The sequence below is a fragment of the uncultured Pseudomonas sp. genome, from assembly GCF_913777995.1.
Taxonomy (GTDB): Bacteria; Pseudomonadota; Gammaproteobacteria; order Pseudomonadales; family Pseudomonadaceae; genus Aquipseudomonas.
Genome location: NZ_CAJYVE010000042.1, coordinates 59,877 through 82,113, shown reverse-complemented (window position 1 = coordinate 82,113; position 22,237 = coordinate 59,877). Strand labels below are relative to the sequence as shown.

Here is a 22,237-nt window from a genome sequence, read left to right as displayed (position 1 = left end):
GCTTTGTCGTTTTCAGCGGTTGAAACGTTCAAGGCTGAAGGCCGACAGGTCGAGGTCGCTGTGGCCACGCAGGCAACGCTGCGCCAGCGCTTCGCCGAGCGCTGCCGAATGCTTGAAGCCATGGCCCGAGCAAGCCGACACCACGGTCACACGCGGCATGCTCGGGTGCTCGTCGACGATGAAGTGGTAGTCGGGTGTCACCGTATAGGCGCAGACCGAGGTCTTCACGGCGCGGCTGCCCACGCCGTCGATGCGCCCGGCGACCTGAGTGCGGTACATAGTTTCAACCTGATCGTCGTTGACCTGCCGGTCGAGTGCGTCCGGGTCGCAGGCCTGCTGGTACTGCTCGGTGGCGATCTTCATGCTGGCCTCGCCGGGCAGGGGCGGGAAACCGTAGTTGACGTCGATGAAGCCGGGGCCGTGGGTGAGGATGAAGCTGGGTGAGGCCGGGGCGAAGCGTTCGGGTGAGGTCACTTCGAACCAGTAGAGCGTCTGCCGGCAAACCCGCAGCAGGCTGTCGAACGGCGCGCCGAGCAGTTTCGCCGACCACATCCCGGCACTGACGATCACCCGGTCGGCCAGAATTTCGCCCCGGTCGGTGCTGATCTTCACCCGATCGTCCATCTGTACCAGACCGGTTACCCGTTCATTGCAGCGCAAGGTTGCCCCTTGGCTGCGCGCCAGTTGCAGTTGCGCGGCAATGCAGCGTTCCGGGCGCAGATAGCCACCCTCTGGCTCGAAGTAACCCACGGCGTTGTCCTGCACCGGCGCGAATTGCGCAAAGCGCTGGCGGATCTGCGCCGCATCCAGCACTTCGTGCCGGATACCGTAGGCGCGGGCCAGGGCGATGGTGCGCTGGGTGAAGTCCTCCGGGTCTTGCGGATCATGGCGTTGGCTAGAGGTCATGACCAGCACGCCGCACTGCTCGAACAGCGCTTCGCCGGTGCGCGCTTCCAGCTCGCGCCAGATCGTTTGGGAGCGTCGCACCAGCGGCAGGTACTGCGGGCCTTCGCCGTTGGACAAACGCGTGATACGGGTGTCGCCATGGCTGGAGCCCTGGTCATGGGGCGGGTTGTAACGGTCGATGCCTACGGCCTTCACGCCAGACTGGCTCAACTGATAAAGCGCGGCGGCGCCCATGGCACCGAGGCCGATGACGGCGACTGGGTAATGCGTCTGCATGCGATATCCGTTTTGGCAAATGGCCCATTGCACCGGCGTGGCGTCTGAAAAGCAAGGCGCTTGCCCCTCAGGCGTGGACCGAAGGGGGGTTGCATTCGGCTGTCATTTAAGGTGCGGAAAAATGACAAAAGTTTTCCACGAAAAGCGTGGGTATGTCTGTGGGTAACTCTGTGAATGTCCCGTTTTTACTAGGCCTTATGGGTGTGGTTAATTTATGAGCAGCAAGCGGCGTGGTGGGTTTTCAACCTGTTTGAGGGGTATGCAAGCGGGATGAAAAGCGTGATGCAACTGGCAAATTGGCATTGTTTTACGAAAAAATTTCGTGGGTCTGCAGGTCCTGAAGACTGCGGCAAGAAAAAAGGCGCGACCCTTGCGGGGCGCGCCTTTTGCGTGAATCGAGGGCTATCAGGCGATAGCGCCATCGCTCCACTCACCATTGACCAGGCGACGCAGGCCCAGCGGGTTGGCGTTCTGCAGCGCGGGCGGCAGCAGGGCGTCGGCATGGTTCTGGTAGCACACCGGGCGCAGGAAGCGGTCGATGGCCAGGGTGCCGACGGACGTGCCACGGGCGTCGGAGGTGGCCGGATACGGGCCGCCATGCACCATGGCGTCGCAGACTTCCACACCGGTCGGGTAGCCGTTGACCAGGATGCGACCGACTTTGTCTTCCAGCAGCGGCAGCAGCCACTGGTAGCCTTGCAGATCGCCCGGCTCGCCGATCAGCGTGGCGGTCAGTTGGCCGCGCAGGGCCAGCAGGGCCTCCTTGAGCTGGGCGTCGTCGGCCACTTCGATGGCGATGGTGGTCGGGCCGAAGACTTCTTCCTGCAGCAGTTCGTCGCCATTGAGCAGCAGGCTGACGTCAGCCTTGAACAACTGCGCCTGGGCCTGCTTGCCTTCCTGTGGCTTGCCAGCCAGGTGCGTGACACCCGCGTGGCTCAGCAGGTGCTCGACGCCCTTGCTGTAGCTGCGCAGGCCGCCGGCATTGAGCATGGTCTGCGGGTTCTGGCCACCGATCTGCTCGGCCAGTTGCTCCAGGAAGGCCGAGAAGGCCGGGGAGCGCAGGCCGATGACCACGCCAGGATTGGTGCAGAACTGTCCGGCGCCCATGACCACCGAGGCGGCCAGTTCCTTGGCTACGGTTTCGCCGCGGGCATCCAGGGCCTGAGGCAGGACGATGACCGGGTTGATGCTGGACATCTCGGCGAACACCGGGATCGGTTGCGGGCGCTCGGCGGCCATCTTGCACAGCGCGTTGCCGCCATTGAGCGAGCCGGTGAAGCCCACGGCCTGGATCGCCGGGTGCTTGACCAGGCCTTCGCCGACGCCGTTGCCGAAGATCATGTTGAACACGCCCTTGGGCATGCCGGTGCGCTCGGCGGCGCGGACGATGGCCTGGCCGACCAGGTCGGCGGTGGCCATGTGGCCGCTGTGCGCCTTGAATACCACTGGGCAGCCGGCAGCCAGGGCCGCTGCGGTGTCACCGCCGGCGGTGGAGAAGGCCAGCGGGAAGTTGCTGGCGCCGAATACGGCGACCGGGCCGACGCCGATACGGTACTGGCGCAGGTCGACGCGCGGCAGCGGCTTGCGGTCTGGCAGCGGCAGGTCGATGCGCGCGCCCAGGTAGTCGCCGCGGCGCAGAATCTGTGCGAACAGGCGCATCTGACCGCTGGTACGACCGCGTTCACCCTGGATACGGGCCTGGGGCAGGGCGGTTTCCTGGCAGACGATGGCCACGAAGTCGTCGCCCAGTTGGTCCAGCTCATCGGCGATGGCATCGAGGAATTCGGCACGACGCGCCGGGCTCAGCTGACGGAATTCCGGGAAGGCGGCCTTGGCGGCCTGCGCCGCAGCGTCGATCTCGCTGTCGGTGGCCTGCACGAAGCTGTAGGGCAGGGCTTCGCCGGTGGTCGCGTCCAGGCTCTGGTGCTGGCTCTGACCTTGGGCGCTGCGCGCGCCGCCGATGAAGTTGTGGCCGAGAATGGTGGGCATCGGTATCTCCTGTTGTTATGACCTGGGGTGCGGCAGGTGCAGCACCCTATGGGTTGCCGAGTAGCGGTTGGAGTAGGGAGGAGCAGGCAGGCCGCGACCGGTGCTGCTTCAGCTTCTGTACGAAAATTCGCTGCACTGGGCACAGGTTGAGAAAAACAGGGTCAGAGGCAGACGAATGTCCACAACGCTGCCGCCGACTGCCTGTGTACCGGCCTGTGCCCCAGGCAACGGGTACCGAATAAAGTCAGCAGACATCGTACAACCATGCTCGTGCGCTGCGCAACTGCCGCACGGTGTTAACCTGCGGCCACCTTCATATTCGGAGAGTATTGATGTCCTACGTCTGGCTGGTGCCTTCGGTCGTTCTCGCGCTCGTCGCTGTGCTGCGGGTGCGTGGTCATTTCAGACGGGGCCGGGACCTGCGCCGTGAGCGCGTGATACGTGATTACGTGTTTCCCGGCGGCTTGTTCGACGCACTGCGCGTGCACCACCCGCACCTGACGATCAAGGAGTGTCAACTGGTTGCCCAAGGTCTGCGGCAATTCTTCCTGGCTTACCACAAGAGCGGTTATCGCTATGTGTCGATGCCTTCCCAGGTGGTCGACGACCTGTGGCACGAGTTCATCCTGCATACGCGGGCCTACGATGAGTTTTGCCGCCAGGCCTTTGGCCGCTTCTTCCATCACACCCCGGCGGCCGCCCTGGGCGAGCAGGCGGCGGCGAAGAGCGACGCGGGCCTGCGGCGTACCTGGTGGTACGCCTGCAGCGAAGAGAAGATCAACCCGAAACGGGCGCTGCGCCTGCCCCTGTTGTTCGCTCTGGATGCCAAGCTGGTGATTGCCTCGGGCTTCGTCTATGCCCTGGACTGTGAGGGCATGCGCCGCGCCACTGAGCAGCAGGGCGCGGCGGTGGTGCACTGTGGCAGCGACCTGTTCTGTTCCGACCCGGGTCTGGGCAGCGATGGCAGCGATGGCAGCGGTTCCGGTTGCGGCGGTGGCAGCGATGGTCACCACGGCAGTTCGGGGGGTGATGGCGGCGGTGATGGTGGTGGCGCAGACAGCAGTGGCTGTGGTGGGGGCGGTTGCGGTGGCGGGTGTGGCGGAGGCGGCGGCGACTGAGCCGCCCGCCACCGTACCGGCAGCCCAGGACTCAGTGACAGCCCAGACGGTTGACCAGTTGCATCAAAGCCTGCACCGCCAGCCCGGCGTCGGCTGCGCTGATCGACTCTGCCGGGTTGTGGCTGATTCCACCCTTGCAGCGCACGAACAGCATACCCACAGGCCAGTGGTCGGCCATGGCGATGGCGTCATGCCCGGCGCCGCTGGGCAGTGACAACGAACGCCCCTGCACGGCCAGCAAGACCTCTTCGAGGCTCTGCTGAATGCTTTTGTCACAGGGCGTGGCAGGAATCGAATAGTAGGTCTGTGCGCTGAAACGCAGCCCGCGCTGCGCCGCAATCGTCCCGGCCTGGTCGAGCAACTGTTGCAGCAGCGCGTCCAGTGCCACGTCCTCGGGGCCACGGATGTCCAGGGTCAGGGTCACTTCGCCAGGAATCACGTTCACCGCACCGGGGTGGCACTGCACGGTGCCCACGGTGGCGACCAGCTGCGGACCGGCCGCGCGTGTGCCGGCCTCGATGGCAGCCATCCATTGCACCGCCCCCGCCAGGGCGTCCTGGCGATGGCCCATGGGCACCGTCCCGGCATGTCCGGCCTGGCCCTTGAACGAGCAGTTCAGCCGTCGGGCGCCGTTGATCGCCGTCACTACCCCAAGGGCCAGATTCTCGCCTTCCAGGCATGGCCCTTGTTCGATGTGCAGTTCCAGGTAGGCGGCAATCTCGTGCCTGGCCCGTGCGGCTTCGCCGACTTTCAGCGGGTCCAGGCCGAAGTCGAGCATGGCCTGGGCGACGCTGATGCCGTCGGCATCGGTTTCGTCCAGCCAGTGCGCCGGCCAGGTGCCGCTCAGGCCACGGCTGCCGAGCAGGGTGATGCCGAAGCGCGTGCCTTCTTCGTCGGCGAAACCGACGATCTCGATGGCGTGGTCCAGGCGCCGCTGCTGGTCATGCAGATGCTGCACGACCTCGATGGCGGTGATGACCCCGAGCATGCCGTCGTAGCGCCCGGCATCACGTACGGTGTCCAGATGCGACCCGAGCAGCAGGGCGGACGCCCCAGCCCTGCGGCCTTCGTAGCGACCGCAGATATTGCCGACGCTGTCCTGCCAGACCCGCATGCCGGCCGCCTGCATCCATTCGCCAACCAGGGCATTGGCCTGGCGATGTTGGGGCGACAGGTAGACGCGGGTCAGCGCGCCGGGCGTGGCGCTCAGTGTGGCCAGTTCGTCGCAGCGGGCCATGACACGGGCCGCAGCCTGCGCGCTGCAGGCCGCGCCCATTTCCATGAGGCTCATGACTGCACGCTGGCGTAGTGATCCCAGGCGGCCTGCATCGCGGTGCCTTGCGTGGTGCGCAGGCCCAGGCGGTTGAGCACGGCTTCCAGGGCGCAGAGGGTCTGCATCACGCAATCCTTGCGGGCGTTGTAGCCCATGGTGCCGATGCGCCAGATCTTGCCGGCCAGCGGGCCGAACGAAGTGCCGATCTCGATGCCGAAATCCTGTAGCAGCAGCTGGCGTACCTGCTCGCCGTGTACGCCCTCGGGAATCACCACGCCCAGCACGTTGTTCATCTTGTGTTCGAGGTTGCCGAAGGTCTGCAGGCCCATGCCCTGGATGCCCTTGAGCAGCGCGTCGCCGTGCAGCTTGTGGCGGGCGATGGCGCTGTCCAGGCCTTCTTCGAGCAGTATCCGGGCGCACTCGCGGGCGCCGAACAGCGCCGAGGTGGCCTCGGTGTGGTGGTTGAGGCGTTCGGGGCCCCAGTAGTCGAGGATCATCCCCAGGTCGAAGTAGTTGGAGTAGATCATCTCGTCTTCGCCGTCGCGATGCGCGTCGGTGCGGATGCCGGCTTCGACGCAGGCGCGGCGCCGGATCACCTGCTCCATGCGCTCGCTGAGGGTGATCGGCGCCGTACCCGACGGCCCGCCCAGGCACTTCTGCAACCCGGCGGACACCGCATCCAGGCCCCAGCCGTCGCTGTCCAGCAGGTTGCCGCCCAAGGAGGCGGTGGCATCGGTGTAGAACAGCACGTCATGGCGACGGCAGATCTCGCCCAGTTCCGCCAGCGGTTGCAGCATGGTGGTCGAGGTGTCGCCCTGCACGGTGAGCAGCAGGCGCGGCTTGACGCGCTTGATCGCGTCTTCGACCTGGCCGGGCTCGAACACCTCGCCCCAGGGCGCTTCCAGGGTGTGCACCTCGGCGCGGCAGCGTCGGGCAATCTCGCACAGCAGGTGGCCGAAGCGGCCGAACACCGGTACCAGCACCTTGTCGCCGGGGCGGATCGCCGAGACCAGAATGGCCTCGATGCCGGCCCGCGAGGTGCCGTCGACCAATAGCGTCCAGCGGTTATCGGTACGGAACACGCCGCGATACAGCGCCATGACCTCGTTCATGTAGCCGGTCATGGCCGGGTCGTACTGGCCGATCAACTGGCTGGACATGGCGCGCAGCACGCGCGGGTCGGCATTGATCGGCCCGGGGCCCATCAGCAGGCGCTGTGGCGGGTTGACCGGCTGGTAGCTGGAAATGTTCATCGGCAGGAAACTTCCGTTGGTCATTATCGAAGACTCAGTTCAGCCCGCGAACGGACGAGATGAACTGCTTGAGTTCGGCGGTCTGCGGGTTGGCGAACAGCTCGCGGCTGTCGCCCTGTTCCCAGACGCGGCCCTGGTGCATGAACACCACGCGGTCACCCACTTCGCGGGCGAAGTTCATTTCGTGGGTGACCAGGATCAGGGTCATGCCTTCGGCGGCCAGTTGCTCCAGGACCTTGAGCACTTCGCCGACCAGTTCCGGGTCCAGCGCCGAGGTGATTTCGTCGCACAGCAGCACCTTGGGCGACATGGCCAGGGCGCGGGCGATGGCCACGCGCTGCTGCTGGCCGCCGGAGAGGTTGGCAGGGTAGTAGTCCATGCGGTCCGCCAGGCCGACCTTCTCCAGCATGCGTGCGGCCAGTTCGCGGCATTCGGCCTCGCTTTTCTTCAAGACCCGGCGCGGCGCCAGCATGACGTTCTCGCGGGCGGTCATGTGCGGGAACAGGTTGAAGTTCTGGAACACCATGCCCACCGAGCGGCTGATCTCCCGGGCCTGCGAGTCGCGGTCGGTGACGGTCATGCCGGCCAGCTTGATGCTGCCGTTCTGGTAACCCTCCAGGCCATTGATGCAGCGCAGCAGGGTGCTCTTGCCCGAGCCGCTGCGGCCGATGATCGACACCACTTCGCCGATCTCGATGTCCAGGTCCACGCCTTTGAGGACGTGGTTGTCGCCGTAGTACTTCTGTACCTGATCAATGGTGATGAGCGGCATTGAATTTCTTCTCCAGGAACTGGCTGTAGCGCGACAGCGGGTAGCACATCAGGAAGTAGCCCAGGGCTACCAGCCCGAACACCTTGAAGGGCGCGTAGGTCACGTTGTTGAGGATGGTGCCGGCCTTGGTCAGCTCGACGAAACCGATGATCGAGGCCAGCGCCGTGCCCTTGATGACCTGCACGGCGAAGCCCACGGTGGGGGCGATGCCGATGCGCAGCGCCTGGGGCAGGATCACCCGGTACAGGGTCTGGCCGAAGTCCAGGCCCAGGCAGCGGCAGGCTTCCCACTGGCCACGCGGCAGGGCGCGGATGCTGCCGTGCCAGATATCCACCAGAAAGGCACTGGTGTAGAAGGTCAGCGCCAGCGAGGCGGCGGTCCATGGCGGGACGTCGATGCCCAGCAGGGCGACGCCGAAGAATGCCAGGAACAGCTGCATCAGCAGCGGCGTGCCCTGGAACAGCTCGGTGTAGGCGCGGATCAGCCTGTGCAGCCAGGTGTGTCGCGACAGGCGCATCATCACCAGGGGAATGGCGACCAGGGTGCCGCCGACGAACGCGGTCATGGACAGCAGGACGGTCCAGCGTGCGGCGAGCAGCAGGTTACGCAGGATGTCCCAGTCGCTGAAGGTGGTCATCATGGCTGGTCTCCAAAGCATTTGCGGCCGATGGCCAGCAGCGCCTGGCGCATGGCGATGGACAGCGCCAGGTACATCAGGGCGGTGACCAGGTACACCTCGAAACTGAGGAAGGTGCGCGACTGGATCAGGCTGGCGGCGAAGGTCAGTTCTTCATAGGACACCTGGGACACTACCGAAGAACCGAGCATGACGATGATGCACTGGCTGACCAGGGCCGGATAAATGCGCTTCATGGCCGGTGGCAGTACCACGCGGATGAAGGTCTGGCTGCGGGTCAGGCCCAGCACCCGGCCGGCTTCCCACTGGCCACGCGGAGTGACCTGGATACCGGCGCGGATGATCTCGGTGCTGTAGGCGCCGAGGTTGATCAGCATGGCCAGCAGTGCGGCCTCACCGGCGCTCAGCTTGAGTCCCAGGTTGGGCAGGCCGAAGACGATGAAGAACAGTTGCACCACGAAGGGCGTGTTGCGGATCAGCTCGACGTAGGCGCCCCACAGGCGGCTGGCCAGCGAAGGCCGGCCGCTGCGCAAGGCAGCACCGAGAATGCCCAGGGACACCCCGCCCACGGTGGCCAGCACCGTGAGCTGGAGGGTCACCCACAGGCCGGCGAGCAGCTCCGGCCAGTAGGGCAGCAGGGCGGGGAAGTTCAGCTGTGCAAGCATGGCGAAGCCCTTAAGCGCCCAGGTTTTCAGGCAGTGGCGCTTTCAGCCACTCTTCGGAGAGCTTGTTCAGGGTGCCGTCCTGCCTAGCCTCGTCGATGATCGCGTTGACCTTGTCCTTCAGCGCCGCTTCGTTCTTGCGCAGGCCGATGAAGCACGGCGAATCCTTGAGCATGAACTTGGCCACCGGAGCGCGCTCGGCGTTCTGCCGGGCGATGGCGGCGACCACCAGGTTGCCGGTGGCAACGTACTGCACCTGGCCGGACAGGTAGGCCGACAGCGTGGTGTTGTTGTCTTCGTAGCGCTTGACCTGAGCGCCGCCCGGGGCGATTTCAGTGAGCACCATGTCCTCCACCGCGCCACGGGTCACGCCGATCGACTGCCCGGCCAGGCCGGCGGCATCCTTGAGGCTGGCATCCTTGGCACCGAACACACCGAGGAAGAACGGCGCGTAGGCCTTGCTGAAGTCGATCACCTGTTCACGCTCGGCGTTCTTGCCCAGGCTGGAAATCACCAGGTCGACCTTGTCGGTCTGCAGGTAGGGCACACGGTTGGCGCTGGTGACCGGCACCAGTTGCAACTTTAGTTTCATCTGCTTGGCCAGATGGCGGGCCATGTCGATGTCATAGCCTTGTGGCTGCAGATCGGTGCCGACCGAGCCGAATGGCGGGAAGTCCTGAGGGACGGCGATGCGGATGACACCGCGCTTCTCGATGTCCTGCAGCTGGTCGGCCAGCGCTGCGCCCGCCTGGGTCAGCAACAGAGCGCCTGCCAGTACCGCCATCAGTTTCTTCTTCATCTTTGACACCCCTGTTGATCAGCGTAATGAAACAAAAGATTCGTTAATCGTGATTCTGCAACGAGTGTGCCAATGACCTTTCGCCGTGCGTCGGTCACCCGGCGGGTGCTTGAAACCAGTCGCAATGCCTTGAAAATCAGGCTCTGCAAAGCGGCTCAGGTGCTTTGGGTGGGGGGCTCCGGCGGTGGGCATGCGTCGGAACGGGCAGAAAGGACGCGGGCGAAAAAGGCGCTTTGGTGAGTTTGCGTGCGCCAAATTGGTGCGTTAGCGCTGTTCCAGCTCATCCAGCTCGCCATACAGGGTGGCGATCTGCTGGATGCGCTGGCGCCCGTCGCCGAGCTGCTCGTGCAGCACCGCATTGACCAGCAGGTTGATCAGGCTGTTGGCGCTGGCGTAGCTGTCGAAGGCCGAGACGCTGTCCAGCGGGGTGCAGAGGTGCCAGCGCGCCCGTTCGATCACTGCCTGGGCCTGCGGTTCACAGATCACCAGGGTGGGAATCTGCCGCGCCTGCAGGCTGTCCAGCAGAGGCTTGAGCAGGCGTGGGCGACGGCGGAAGCCCAGTACCACCACCAGGTCGTCGGTGCCGGCATCGACCAGTTCCTCGGCCAGGGTCTGGCCCGGTTGCGGCAACACCTGCACGGCACTGCGGATCTGCAGCAGCTGCTGGCGCAGGTGCAGGGCCACCGGGTAGGCGTTGCGCATGCCCACCACCCAGACCCGGCGGCTGTGGCCCAGCGCTTGCACCACTTCGGTGAACTGCCGGGCATCGATGGCATTCACCCATTGGCTGAGGTTGGCCATTTCCTGCTTGTAGTGCCGCGCCAGCAGGGTGTTGCCCTGCACCGCATCGCGGTTGTCGGCCACCGGCATGCCGGTCTGGCGCAGGGTGCGCAGCTCTTCGCGCATGTCCTTGTACTTCTCGTAGCCCAGGCGCTTGAACAGGCGGCTGACGGTGGCTTTGGAAACCCCGGTCAGGCGCGCCAGCTCGGCGCTGTTGTAGCTCACCAGGTCGTCGTAATGGTCAAGCATGAACTCGGCCAGGCGCTGTTCCTGGGGCGTGAGTTGCGAGTAGTGGCTGCGCAGGCGTTCGTCTAACTGATTCACAGAGGCACCTTGTAACTTTTGTTTCATTCGGTCGATGATATAGCAATCACGCGCTTGCCTGCACTGTCCGTTTCGCGACGGCATGCCAGGCGGCGGTCTTGCAGCCCGCGTTGCAGAAGCCGTGCTTCTGGCGCCCCAAGGAGTTCACCATGACACAGGTCACGCCCGACTGGGCCGCTTACGTCGAGCAGATGGAACAGGTGCTGGGCCTGCAGCTCGATGAGGCCCGCCGCCAGGAACTGCTCACCCAGTTCAGCCGTATAGCCGCCATGGCCGAGCCGCTGATGGACTACCCGTTGGATGACCGGCTGGAAGTGGCGGGGGTGTACCGAGCATGAATCCAGCCTCCCTGACCATTGGCCAGCTGCGTACGGCATTGCGTAACGGCGAACTCAGCGCCCGCGGCATCGCCGAACACAGCCTGGCGGCCATCGCCCGCCACGACCCGGCGATCAACGCCTGGACCCAGGTGACCGCCGAGCGCATGCTGCGCGAGGCCGACCAGCAGGACCTGCTGCGCCGCCAGGGAGCCGCCTTGCCAGCGCTGGCTGGCGTGCCCTATGCGGTGAAGAACCTGTTTGACGTAGAGGGCTTTGCCACCCTGGCCGGTGCCAAGCTGTTCCAGCAGCGTCCACCGGCCACGCGCGATGCCTGGGCGGTGCGCCAGCTGACGGCCAGTGGTGGCCTGCTGGCTGGGCTGCTCAACATGGACGCCTATGCCTATGGCTTCACCACGGAAAACACTCACTTCGGCGCCACCCGCAACCCCCATGACCTGACGCGCATTGCCGGTGGTTCGTCCGGTGGTTCGGCGGCGGCGGTGGCGGCCGGGCTGGTGCATTTCTCGCTGGGCAGCGACACCAATGGTTCGATCCGCGTGCCAGCCTCGCTGTGCGGGATCTTCGGCCTCAAGCCGACCTTCGGCCGCCTGTCGCGCAGCGGCACCCACCCCTTCGTCGGCAGCCTCGACCACATCGGCCCGCTGGCGCGCTGCAGCGCAGACCTGGCGCAGGTCTATGACGCGCTGCTGGGTCACGACCCGGACGACGGTTTTCAGGCCGACAGGCCGGTCGAGCCGTTGACCGGCAGCCTGGCGCGTGGCGCCGACGGCTTGCGCTGCGCGGTACTGGGCGGGTACTTCCAGCAATGGTGCGATGACACGGCCAAGGAGGCGGTGGCGCGGGTCGCCAGAGCGCTGGGCAGCGAGCGGGAGATCACCCTGGCCGAAGCCAGCCTGGCGCGCAGCGCGGCGTTCATCATCAGCGCCAGCGAGGGCGGCAACGCCTACCTGCCAGCGCTGCGCAGTGCGCCGCAGGACTTCGAGCCGCTGTCGCGCGAGCGTCTGCTGGCCGGGGCCATGATTCCTTCGGCCTGGTACGTGCAGGCGCAGCGCTTTCGCCGGCATTTCCAGCGCCAGGTGTTGCCGCTGTTCGACGAGGTGGATGTGCTGATCGCCCCGGCCACGCCGACGTCGGCGACCCTCATCGGCCAGGAAACCATGAACATCGGTGGTGCCGAACTGCCGACCCGCGCCAGCATGGGCATGCTGGCCCAGCCGATTTCCTTCCTTGGCCTGCCGGTGGTCAGTGTGCCGTTGCGCGGCGCCAATGGCCTGCCGATCGGGGTGCAGCTGATCGCCGCGCCGTTCAACGAACAGGCCTGCCTGCGCGTGGCGCATGAGCTGGAGCAGCGGGGCGTGACCCAGGTCGCGGCCATCAATCAGGAGTGAGGCGATGAACCTGCAAGCCATTGACCGCCCAGAGGTGCTGGCCGAAGTCAGCGCCGCGTTCCAGCGCTACGAACAGGCGCTGGTGGGCAACGACATCGAGGTGCTCGACGAGCTGTTCTGGCACGACCCGCGCACCGTGCGCCTGGGCGCCGGGGAAAACCTCTATGGCATCGAGGCGATTCGTGCCTTCCGCGCTGCACGGCCCGCCGCCGGCCTGGCCAGAACCCTGCGCAACACGGTGATCACCACCTATGGCGAGGACTTTGCCGTGTGCAGCACCGAGTTCACCCGCGCGGGCAGCGAACGCATCGGCCGCCAGCAGCAGACCTGGGCGCGGCTCGATGGTCGCTGGCGCATCGTCGCCGCGCAGGTCAGCCTCATGAGCTGATTCGCCCCATTGACCCTGCCGGCGCGGCTTCAGCGAACAGCATTGCTCTTCAACCTGACTACAGGACACCCCATGCTCAATACCACCCAGGCCGCCCGTGGAATCGCGGTGGCGCCTCACAGCCTGGCCGCACAGTCGGCGCTGGCCATTCTGCGCAGCGGCGGTAATGCCATCGAGGCGATGGTCGCGGCGGCGGCGACCATCGCCGTGGTCTACCCGCACATGAACGGCCTGGGCGGCGACGGCTTCTGGCTGATCGTGCCCAAGCACGGCGCGCCGCTGGCCATCGACGCCAGCGGCCCTGCCGGCAGCCTGGCCAGCCTGGCGCGTTACCAGGGCCAGGCGCGCATTCCGACCCGCGGCGCGGCAGCGGCGCTGACCGTGGCCGGCACCGTCGGCGGCTGGCAGGAGGCGCTGGCGATCAGTGCCGAGCGCGGCGGCCGCCTGCCGTTGGCCGAGCTGCTTGCCGACGCCATTCACTACGCCCGCGCCGGCGCACCGGTCACGCCGTCGCAACAGGCTGCCACCCAGGCCAAGCTCGGCGAGCTGCAAGCAGTGCCGGGGTTTGCCGACACCTACCTGGTCGATGGTCAGGTCCCGGCAGCCGGCAGCCTGTTCCGCCAGCCGCGTCTGGCGGCCACCTTGCAGCGTTTGAGCGAGCATGGCCTGGACGATTTCTATCGTGGTGAACTGGCCGCCAGCATCGCGGCCGACCTGGCGCAGCTCGGTGCGCCGGTCACCGCCGATGACCTGGCCGCCTACCGCGCACAGCGCGTACGTCCGCTGGAGCTGGCGCACGCTGCCGGCAGTGTCTACAACCTGCCGGCACCGACCCAGGGCCTGGTTTCGCAACTGATCCTCGGCATTGCCGAGCGTGCCGGCCTGGCACAGCAGCCGGTGGATGAGGCGCAGTACGTGCACACCTTGGTGGAAGCGACCAAGCTGGCCTTCAAGGTTCGCGATGCGCATATCACCGACCCGGCCGACATGCGCGTCGACCCGCTGACCTTCCTGGCGCCGCACTACTTGGAGCAGCAGGCGGCGCTTATCGATCCGCAGCAGGCCATGCCCTGGGGTGCCGGCAAGGGGCCGGGCGACACGGTGTGGATGGGCGTCATCGATCAGGACGGCCTGGCGGTGTCATTCATCCAGAGCATCTACCACGAGTTCGGCAGCGGTGTGGTGCTGCCAGGCAGTGGCCTGGTGTGGCAGAACCGCGGCGCCTCGTTCAGCCTCGACCCCGGCCACCTGTTGGCCCTGCGTCCCGGCAAGAAGCCCTTCCACACCCTCAACCCGGCGGCTGCGCGTCTCAAGGACGGGCGCACCATGGTCTACGGCACCATGGGGGGTGACGGCCAGCCGCAGACCCAGGCCGCCGTGTTCAGCCGCTATGCCGTGTTCGGCCAGCCCTTGCAGCAGGCGGTCACCGCGCCGCGCTGGCTGCTTGGGCGCACCTGGGGCGACAGCAGCGATTCATTGAAGGTGGAGGGGCGCTTCGAGCCGGCGGTGCTCGCCGCGCTGCAAGCGCTTGGCCACGAGGTGGAGGTGCTGGCGCCGTTCAGCGAAACCATGGGCCACGCCGCCGCGGCGGTACGCTGGCCCGATGGCAGCTTAGAAGGCGCCTTCGACCCGCGCGGCAATGGCGCCGCAGCCGGGTACTGAGGGCCGGCGAAGTGCTCAAGCCAACTGGCGAGCCTTGGCGGTGTCGCGCAGGAAGGCCAGCAGGGCGAGGCCGGGCAGGGCGGTGCCAGCGACCAGGATAGCGGTCCAGCCGCCGTGTTCGAACAGCAGGCTGGCCACGGCCGAGCCGATGGCGCCGCCGATGAAGATGCTGGTCATGTACAGCGCATTGAGGCGGCTGCGGCTGGCGGCGTCCAGGGCGTAGACGGCACGCTGGCCGAGCACCATGTTGACCTGCACGCAGAAGTCCAGCAGCACGCCGGTGACGGCCAGGCCGACCACACCGGCGCCGATGGGGCTCAGCGCCGGCAAAAAGCACAGCGCCGCCAAGGCCAGCACTGTCAGGCTGGCCTGGCGGGTGTGGCCGGCATCGGCCAGGCGCCCGGCCACCGGCGCGGCCAGCGCACCAATGGCGCCGACCAGGGCGAACAGCGCGATCTGGCTTTGCGACAGGCCATGGTGGCGCGCCAGCTCCAGCGGTACGGCGGTCCAGAACAGGCTGAAAGTGGCGAACATGCACGCCTGGTAGAAGGCGCGCTGGCGCAACACCGGTTGCTGGCGCAGCAACTGCCACAGCGAAGCCAGCAACGCCGGGTAGGAGGCGCGGTGCTCGGGCTGGCGACTGGGGATGGTGGTGGCCAGCATCACGCAGATGGCGAGCATCACCCCGGCGGCACAGGCGAATACCGCACGCCAGCCGAAGTGGTCGGCGATCAGACTGGCCAGCGGCCTGGCCAACAGGATGCCCAGCAACAGGCCGCTCATGATGCTGCCCACCACTCGCCCGCGCGTGGCTTCCGGCGCCAGGTGTGCGGCCAGCGGAATGAGGATCTGCACCGATACCGAACTGAAACCCACCAGCAGCGACAGCACCAGGAACAGGTTGGGCTGCTCGACCAGTGCCGCGCCGGCCAGGCTCAGCACTGCCAGCAGCGCGGTGGCGATCATCAGCCGACGGTTTTCCAGCAGGTCGCCCAGTGGCACCAGGAAGAACAGGCCCAGCGCGTAGCCGATCTGGGTCAGCGACACGATCAGGCTGGCCAGGGTGCTGGATAGGCCGAGGTCCGGCGCGATCAGTTCGATGATCGGTTGGGCGTAATAGATATTGGCGACGATGGCGCCGCAGCAGAAAGCGAACAGCAGTACCAGGCCGGGAGTCAGGGCTGCAGGTGTGTGGCGTGAAGTCATCGGGCGGTCCATGGCGTTTGGCTGGCCGGCCAGGCACAGGGCTGGGGCTGGCGGCGGGTGGAGGGGATGATGGCGTGCAGGCTACCGGCTTTCGCCGGCAGGCAGAACTGCCGGCGAATCGATACTGGCTATGCCTGCCGGTGATGGCGCTCAGGCCAGGGCGGTTTTCGTCGGGCAGTCCAGCACCAGGCTGGCACCGCCTTCGGCAGCGGCATCGATGCTCAGGCGGAAACCGTGCAGCTCGACGATGGCCGCCACCAGCGACAGGCCCAGGCCGAAGCCTTGCGGGTTGTCGTGTTCGCTGCGGTGAAAGCGCTGGAACACCGCTTCGCGTTCGGCCGCCGGAATGCCGGGGCCTGAGTCGCGCACCTGGATGCGCGCGTGGCCTTCCCAGGTGCCGGCGTGCAGCACCACGTTGCCACCCGCCGGGGTGAACTTGATGGCGTTGTCCAGCAGGTTGGCCAGTGCCTCGAACAGCAACGCACGGTCGCCGGTCACCGCGGGCAACGGCTCGTCCAGGGTCAGGTGCAGGCTGATCTCGCCCTCTTCGGCCAGCGGCAGGTAGAAGTCATGCAGCTCCTGCAGCAACGGCGCCAGCTGCAGTTCGACGAACGCCGAGCGGCGTCGCTGGTCCTGCAGTTCGGAGATACGCAGCAGGCCGCGAAAGCGCGCCATCAGACCGTCGGCCTCGGCAATCACTTGGGCGATTTCCGGGCCGTGCGGCGAGTCCGGCGCCTCCTGCTGGATGCGATACAGACGGGCGCGCAGTCTGGTCAGTGGCGTGCGCAGGTCATGGGCAATGTTGTCGCACACGCCTTTGACTTCGTTCATCAGGCGTTCGATCTGGCCCAGCATGTCGTTGACGATCAGCGCCAGCATGTCCAGTTCATCGCGACGCGTGGAGACCGGCAGACGCTTGCTCATGTCGCCGCTGACGATGGCCTCGGCGCTGGCCTGCAGGGCATGGATGCGTCGCAACGGGCGACGGCGCAAGAGGTACCAGCCGGCCACGCCGGGAATGATGGTTAGCGACAGGCCCCAGAGCAGGGCATGCAGAATCAGGGTCGAGACGGCGAACAGCGAACCGTTGTCACGCACGATGATCAGCCAGTTGCCGGCGCGGGTGCGGGTGGCCACGGCGGCGCAGCTGCTGCGTGGCAGGTTCGGGTCGGTGGAAACGATGCAACTGCCCAGTTCGTGGATCTGTCCGTCCAGCGGCAGGTTGGCCGGCACCTGGCGAATCGGCCCGAACAGGGGGCGCAGGCGCGCGTCGAACAGGCCGAAGGCATCCACCGCCGGTTTGTCGAAGGCCATGCTGGCCACCAGCGCTTCGACCAGGTCCTGGCCTTCGAAGCGGGCGAACAATTGCTGACGCTGCATCAGCGAGTGGCGGGCCATCTGGTCGAGGTAGCCCTTGACCTCCCAGTACAGCACCCCCAGCAGGATGCTGCTCCAGGCCACGAACAGCGTACTGTAGAGCGCCAGCAGACGGCTGCTGGATGAGCGCCAGCCCTTAGGCAGGTTCGCTAATGACATACCCCGTGCCCCTTACCGTACGGATCAGCGGCGCGGTGCCCGGTGGGTCGATCTTCTTGCGCAGCCGGCCGATGTGCACGTCGATCAGGTTGGTGCCGGGGTCGAAGTGATAGCCCCAGACTTCCTGGAAGATCATCATCCGGGTGATGACCTGGCCATGGTTGCGCATGAGGAATTCCAGCAGCTTGTACTCGGTGGGCAGCAGGGTCAGCACGCGGTCGCCGCGGCGCGCTTCGCGGCTCATAAGGTCCAGCTCCAGGTCGGCGACCACCAGTTGGCTCTTCTGCTCGGCCGGGCTGTTGCGGCGCAGCAGCACCTCGACCCGGGCCGCCATCTCGTCGGAGGCGAATGGCTTGGACAGGTAATCGTCGCCACCGGCGCGCAGGCCGCGCACACGCTCGTCGACGTCGGACAACGCACTGATCATCAGGATCGGTGTGCTGATGCCCTGGGCGCGCAGGCGCGTGACGATGGTCAGGCCGTCGACCTGCGGCAGCATGCGGTCGAGGGTGATCAGGTCGTAGTCACCGCTGACGGCCTTGTCCAGGCCATCACGGCCGTTGTCCACCCAGTCCACGTCCAGCCCGTGGCTGCTGAGTTCCGCGACGATTTCCCTTGCGGTGACGGCGTCGTCTTCGATTGCCAGGATTCGGGTCATCTTGCCTGCCTGCAGTCTCGGAGAAAGCCTTATCTTGCCTGCGCGAACCTGAAAATTTCCTGAAAGAAAGTTCATGATGGCCCCTTGCCCGGCGCTGGCGTGCTTCTGCGCCTGGCGGGCAAAGGCCGGGCGCGGTCAGTCTTGGCGGCTGCGGCGCAGTTCTTCGAGCAGCTTGTGTTTGTCGCGTTCGCGTTTGGCGGTCATGTCTTTCTCGCCGCGGATCTGCGCGTGGCTGAGCAGAGCGAAGATGAAGCTGCCGCCGATGATGTTGCCAGCCAGGGTAGGGGCGGCGAAGTGCAGCCAGAAGTCCGACCAGCTCGCCTCGCCGGCAAAGACCAGGTAGGAGACCTCCACCGAACCGACCACGATATGGGTGAAGTCGCCCAGCGCCATCAGGTAGGTGATGACCACGATGATCGCGATCTTGGCGCTTTCCATCGAGGCGATCATCCACACCATGGTGGCGATCATCCAGCCGGAGACGATGCCCTTGGCGAGCATCTGCCCCGCTTCGTTCTCCATCACCTTGCGGCCGATGTCGAGGAAAGCCATGTCGGTCTGCGCGTCGAAGATCGGCAGGCGCAGCATCACCCAGGCCACCAGCAGGGTGCCGCACAGGTTACCGAACAGCACCACGCCCCAGAGCCGCAACAGGCGCCCGAAGTTGCCCAGGGTGAGTTTGCTCATCACCGGCAGCACTGCGGTGAGGGTGTTCTCGGTGAACAATTGCTGGCGCGCCAGGATCACCGCCAGAAAACCTGCCGAGTAGCCCAGGCTGGCGATCACGTGGCTGGCGTCGCTGTCGCCCAGCCGTGAACGGAACAGCCCCATGGCCATCAGCGACAGGCCCATGGTCAAACCGGCCGCCAGGGCCGACCACCACAAGGCGGCGACGCTGCGCTCCAGCTCATGGTCGCCCTGCACACGGATGGTCTCGTGCAGCACCACCGCGCGCGGCGGCAGCTTTTCATCGATCTCGCGCTCTTCTTCGGCTGACAGGCCGGGGGTCTTGCCGTCTGCTTGCTCTTGCATAGCCACTACCTTCATGAGAAATGCGACGGGGGCCCGTCTGTCTGTTGTGTCAGACCGATGGCCCCTGCAGTCGTTCGCCGCTCATGAAGTGGCCATTCAGGCCGGCAATGCGTCGCTGTGCAGGCGCTCGACACCCAGCTCGCGCATGGCCTGCCAGGCCGCCTGCAGCGAGCCGTTTAGGTCGATGGCGCGACAGGCATCTTCGATCACCGCCGTGGCGAAGCCGGCACGCGCCGCGTCCTGCGCCGACCAGGCTACGCAGAAGTCCAGCGCCAGGCCCACCACATAGAGGCTTTCGATACCGTGTTCACGCAGGTAGCCGGCCAGGCCGGTCGGCGTCTGGCGGTCTGCTTCGAGAAATGCCGAATAGCTGTCGATCTGCGCGTTGCAGCCCTTGCGCAGCACCAGTTGGGCATGTGGCAGGTGCAGGTCGTGGTGCAACTGCGCGCCGTGGCTGTCCTGCACGCAGTGGGTCGGCCAGAGGTTCTGCGCGCCGTAGGGCAGGCTGATCGACTCGAACGGCACGCGGCCGGGGTGGCTGGCGGCGAAGGACACGTGCCCGGCCGGGTGCCAGTCCTGAGTGACGATCACCCGGGCGAAGCGCTGGCCGAGCTGGTTGATCAGCGGCACCAAAGCATCGCCGTCGGCCACGGCCAGGGCGCCGCCGGGCATGAAGTCATATTGCATGTCGATCACCAGCAGCGCGCTGCGCCGGTCGCTGGGGGCGTGAAGGCGGGGCATTGAGGCTCTCCGGTCGAAGGATGATGGCCATTGTGCGCGTGTGGCGGAGCAAAGGCGACTGCTCCGCTGGCACGGTTGAGAGTTACATTTGGGAATAAGTTTCAATTGTAGTTACAACTCGGTACTATCCGCCGCGCTAAAAAAACGGGCCGCCATGAGCCCGCTGTTCATCAAGGGGATAAAACTACACATGCGTCGCACTCTGGTTTCTCTGTGTGCCCTGCAGGCGGCACTCAGCCCGCTGGCCTGGGCCGATCAGGCCATGGCTGACAAGCCGGGCATCGAACTGCAGGTCATCGACATCAACGCCGCTGGCGACAGTGAACAGGCCTCCGGCCCGGTGCAGGGCTACAAGGCGACCCGTTCGGCCAGTGCCACACGTACTGATACCTCGATTCATGAAACCCCGCAGTCGATCAGTGTGGTGACCCGCGAGGCCGTGGAAGACCTTGGCGCTACGCGCCTGCAGGAAGCCCTGGATTACGCCGGCGGTGTCGGTCGTGCCAACAACTTCGGGGGGCAGGGTCTGACCAGCCTGACCGTGCGCGGTTTCACCACCAGCGAGTTCTACCGCAACGGTTTCCCGATCAACCGTGGCTATCCGAGCATGCCCGACGCCAACACCATCGAGCGCCTGGAAGTGCTGCGCGGCCCGGCTGCCACCCTGTATGGCCGTGGCGACCCGGGCGGCACCTTCAACGTGGTGTCCAAGCAGCCGTCGCGCGAAGCCTCGGTGACCCTGGGCAGCCAGCTCAACGACCAGGGCATGACGCGTGGCACCCTGGACGCCACCGGCCCGCTGGACGAAGAAGGTCGCCTGGCCTACCGCCTGAACGTGCTGGGCGAGGGCGGCGAGACCTTCCGCGACCATGTCGAAACCGAGCGTTATGCGGTGAGCCCGGTGCTGAACTGGGAAGTCAACGACAGTACGCGGATCACCTTCGAAGGTGACTTCATGCGCAACAACGCGCCGCTGGACCGTGGCCTGACCCGCTACCCGGCGCAGATCGGCACGGCCTCGCCAGACACCTTCTGGGGCGAGAAGGACGTCGGCAAGCTGCACACCGACAGCAACATGGCGCAGCTGCGTTTCGAGCACGACCTGAATGCCGACTGGACCCTTGGTGGCGGCGTGCAGATGCTCGACGGCACCATGAAGGGCAATGGTGTCGAAGCCAACGGCATCGCCGCCGATGGCCGCACCCTGGGTCGCAACTTCAACTGGCGCAAGCTGGACTGGACCGATGTCGATGTGCAGCTCAATCTCACCGGCCACTTCAATGCGGGCGGCTTCGACCACTTGCTGCTGGCCGGTGTGGAATACGAAGACTACGACTACAAGTCGATCATCCTGCGTTCCAGCGGCGCGGTGAGCGCCTATCCGATCGACATTTTCAACCCGGTCTATGGCCAGCCACGTCCGGCACTGACCCGCACCACCACTCACGACAAGGAAAACCTCAAGACCTGGGCGGCGTTCCTGCAGGACCAGGTGAGCCTCACCGAGCGCTTGAAGCTGCTGGCTGGCGCACGCATCGAGCGTTTCGAGCACCAGTACGATGCCTACATCACCGGCGTGCGATCCTGGGAAAAGAGCGACAGTGCCGTCACGCCGCGTCTTGGCCTGACCTACGACCTCACTGACGAACTGGCGCTGTATGCCAGCGCTTCGCGGTCGTTCAAGCCCAACAGCGGTGCCTCTCGCCTGGGTGGCGGTTTCGATCCGGAAGAGGGCAAGGCCTATGAGGTGGGGGCCAAGTGGCGGACCCTGGATGACCAACTGAGCGTGGAAGCGGCGATCTACCAGATCGACAAGAAGAACGTGCTGACCACCGACCCGGTCGACTCGACCTTCAGCGTGGCCGCCGGCCAAGTGCGCAGCCGCGGCTTCGACCTGAACCTGGTGGGTAACATCACCCCGGCGTGGAAGGTAATGGGCAGCTACGCCTATGTCGATGCACAGGTGACCAAAGACAACACCCTGCGCGACGGCACGCGCTTGCTCAATATCCCGCGTGAAAGCGCCAGCCTGCTGAGCATCTACGAGTTCCAGGACGGCCCGCTGCGCGGCCTGGGCCTGGGCGGCGGTGCCCGCTACGTGGCCGAACGCGCCGGACAGACCGCCAACGTGCCGAACTTCAGCATGGACAGCTACACCGTGTATGACGCGCTGTCGTACTACAAGGTCAACGACAAGCTGCGCCTGAACCTGGACGTGAAGAACCTGTTCGACAAGGAATATGAAGAGGGGGCGTTCGGTAACGTCTACGCCTACCCAGGCGCCCCGCGTACCGTGCAGGTGGGCTTCACTTACAAGCTCTGAAGCCTGCTTGTGGCTTTAGCCGCAATACGGGTCAGTTAGGCCAGGTAAGAGCGGCCTCAGCCGCGAAGCGACCGCCTGTTCACAACAGATGCAGTGAATTTTCTGGCGCTTTTGCGGCTAAAGCCGCTGCCACCGGGCCACATGCCGCTTAAGCGAACAATATTGGCTTTAGC

Annotated in this window: 20 protein-coding genes; 6 read left to right on the top strand and 14 right to left on the bottom strand. The window is 65.8% G+C overall.

From position 1 onward, the window contains the following. Nucleotides 1–12: 12 nt before the first annotated feature. Together solA and QZ497_RS18495 are read right to left on the bottom strand one after the other, a co-directional pair. Entirely contained in the window at nucleotides 13–1,182 is a 1,170-nt protein-coding gene (gene solA, locus QZ497_RS18500; protein ID WP_295477658.1) for an N-methyl-L-tryptophan oxidase, read from the bottom strand. A gap of 405 nt (nucleotides 1,183–1,587) precedes the next feature. Next, the gene (locus tag QZ497_RS18495; protein WP_295477655.1) at nucleotides 1,588–3,171 is read right to left on the bottom strand and encodes an aldehyde dehydrogenase (NADP(+)); all 1,584 of its coding nucleotides are present in this window, start codon (nucleotides 3,169–3,171) and stop codon (nucleotides 1,588–1,590) included. A 332-nt stretch (nucleotides 3,172–3,503) separates the two neighbouring features. Here QZ497_RS18495 and QZ497_RS18490 point away from each other — a divergent pair, with 332 nt between their 5' ends. After that, nucleotides 3,504–4,289, top strand: coding sequence for a hypothetical protein (locus tag QZ497_RS18490; RefSeq protein ID WP_295477652.1), 786 nt, complete (start codon nucleotides 3,504–3,506; stop codon nucleotides 4,287–4,289). Between the two features lie 31 nt (nucleotides 4,290–4,320). Here the strand turns inward: QZ497_RS18490 and hpxK are convergent, their stop codons facing one another. From hpxK to QZ497_RS18455, 7 genes are all read right to left on the bottom strand, one after another. Then, the gene (gene hpxK / locus QZ497_RS18485) at nucleotides 4,321–5,580 is read right to left on the bottom strand and encodes an allantoate amidohydrolase (protein ID WP_295477649.1); all 1,260 of its coding nucleotides are present in this window, start codon (nucleotides 5,578–5,580) and stop codon (nucleotides 4,321–4,323) included. Beyond that, nucleotides 5,577–6,839 (bottom strand): alanine--glyoxylate aminotransferase family protein, encoded by a 1,263-nt coding sequence (locus QZ497_RS18480; protein WP_295477646.1) that lies wholly within the window; start codon nucleotides 6,837–6,839, stop codon nucleotides 5,577–5,579. The genes hpxK and QZ497_RS18480 overlap by 4 nt, the downstream gene beginning before the upstream one ends. Nucleotides 6,840–6,849: 10 nt before the next feature. After that, nucleotides 6,850–7,587: an amino acid ABC transporter ATP-binding protein gene (locus QZ497_RS18475; RefSeq protein WP_295477643.1), complete on the bottom strand. Its 738-nt coding sequence runs from the start codon at nucleotides 7,585–7,587 to the stop codon at nucleotides 6,850–6,852. Next, nucleotides 7,568–8,224, bottom strand: a complete 657-nt coding sequence (locus QZ497_RS18470) for an amino acid ABC transporter permease (RefSeq protein ID WP_295477770.1) — start codon at nucleotides 8,222–8,224, stop codon at nucleotides 7,568–7,570. Before QZ497_RS18470 ends, QZ497_RS18475 begins: the two co-directional genes overlap by 20 nt. After that, a complete protein-coding gene (locus QZ497_RS18465; RefSeq protein WP_295477640.1) occupies nucleotides 8,224–8,889 on the bottom strand; it encodes an amino acid ABC transporter permease in 666 nt (221 codons plus the stop codon). The genes QZ497_RS18470 and QZ497_RS18465 overlap by 1 nt, the downstream gene beginning before the upstream one ends. Before the next feature lie 10 nt (nucleotides 8,890–8,899). After that, nucleotides 8,900–9,685, bottom strand: coding sequence for a transporter substrate-binding domain-containing protein (locus QZ497_RS18460; RefSeq protein WP_295477637.1), 786 nt, complete (start codon nucleotides 9,683–9,685; stop codon nucleotides 8,900–8,902). Nucleotides 9,686–9,949: 264 nt separating this feature from the next. Further along, complete coding sequence (locus QZ497_RS18455; protein ID WP_295477634.1) at nucleotides 9,950–10,789, bottom strand: MurR/RpiR family transcriptional regulator; 840 nt, start codon at nucleotides 10,787–10,789, stop codon at nucleotides 9,950–9,952. Between the two features lie 149 nt (nucleotides 10,790–10,938). Between QZ497_RS18455 and hpxX the strand changes: the two genes are divergently transcribed. The 4 genes from hpxX (at nucleotide 10,939) to QZ497_RS18435 (ending at nucleotide 14,568) form a co-directional block, all read left to right on the top strand. Beyond that, nucleotides 10,939–11,127 (top strand): oxalurate catabolism protein HpxX, encoded by a 189-nt coding sequence (gene hpxX / locus QZ497_RS18450; RefSeq protein ID WP_295477630.1) that lies wholly within the window; start codon nucleotides 10,939–10,941, stop codon nucleotides 11,125–11,127. Continuing rightward, nucleotides 11,124–12,518 (top strand): AtzE family amidohydrolase, encoded by a 1,395-nt coding sequence (locus tag QZ497_RS18445; protein WP_295477628.1) that lies wholly within the window; start codon nucleotides 11,124–11,126, stop codon nucleotides 12,516–12,518. The genes hpxX and QZ497_RS18445 overlap by 4 nt, the downstream gene beginning before the upstream one ends. Nucleotides 12,519–12,522: 4 nt before the next feature. Next, nucleotides 12,523–12,906, top strand: a complete 384-nt coding sequence (gene hpxZ, locus QZ497_RS18440) for an oxalurate catabolism protein HpxZ (protein ID WP_295477625.1) — start codon at nucleotides 12,523–12,525, stop codon at nucleotides 12,904–12,906. 72 nt (nucleotides 12,907–12,978) lie between these two features. After that, nucleotides 12,979–14,568 (top strand): gamma-glutamyltransferase family protein, encoded by a 1,590-nt coding sequence (locus QZ497_RS18435; RefSeq protein ID WP_295477623.1) that lies wholly within the window; start codon nucleotides 12,979–12,981, stop codon nucleotides 14,566–14,568. Nucleotides 14,569–14,583: 15 nt separating this feature from the next. On the opposite strand, the gene QZ497_RS18430 is transcribed toward QZ497_RS18435, so the two are convergent. The 5 genes from QZ497_RS18430 to pncA all read right to left on the bottom strand — a co-directional run bounded on the left by QZ497_RS18430 (nucleotide 14,584) and on the right by pncA (nucleotide 19,741). After that, nucleotides 14,584–15,774, bottom strand: coding sequence for an MFS transporter (locus QZ497_RS18430; RefSeq protein ID WP_295477620.1), 1,191 nt, complete (start codon nucleotides 15,772–15,774; stop codon nucleotides 14,584–14,586). A gap of 150 nt (nucleotides 15,775–15,924) precedes the next feature. Continuing rightward, entirely contained in the window at nucleotides 15,925–17,310 is a 1,386-nt protein-coding gene (locus QZ497_RS18425) for a HAMP domain-containing sensor histidine kinase (protein WP_295477618.1), read from the bottom strand. Beyond that, nucleotides 17,288–17,968: a response regulator transcription factor gene (locus tag QZ497_RS18420; protein ID WP_295477615.1), complete on the bottom strand. Its 681-nt coding sequence runs from the start codon at nucleotides 17,966–17,968 to the stop codon at nucleotides 17,288–17,290. The genes QZ497_RS18425 and QZ497_RS18420 overlap by 23 nt, the downstream gene beginning before the upstream one ends. A gap of 135 nt (nucleotides 17,969–18,103) precedes the next feature. Continuing rightward, complete coding sequence (locus tag QZ497_RS18415; RefSeq protein ID WP_295477612.1) at nucleotides 18,104–19,000, bottom strand: formate/nitrite transporter family protein; 897 nt, start codon at nucleotides 18,998–19,000, stop codon at nucleotides 18,104–18,106. A 96-nt stretch (nucleotides 19,001–19,096) separates the two neighbouring features. Then, nucleotides 19,097–19,741 (bottom strand): bifunctional nicotinamidase/pyrazinamidase, encoded by a 645-nt coding sequence (gene pncA, locus QZ497_RS18410; RefSeq protein WP_295477609.1) that lies wholly within the window; start codon nucleotides 19,739–19,741, stop codon nucleotides 19,097–19,099. A 190-nt stretch (nucleotides 19,742–19,931) separates the two neighbouring features. On the opposite strand from pncA, the gene QZ497_RS18405 reads away from it, so the two are divergent. Further along, nucleotides 19,932–22,064: a TonB-dependent siderophore receptor gene (locus QZ497_RS18405; protein ID WP_295477608.1), complete on the top strand. Its 2,133-nt coding sequence runs from the start codon at nucleotides 19,932–19,934 to the stop codon at nucleotides 22,062–22,064. The last annotated feature ends 173 nt before the right edge of the window (nucleotides 22,065–22,237 follow it).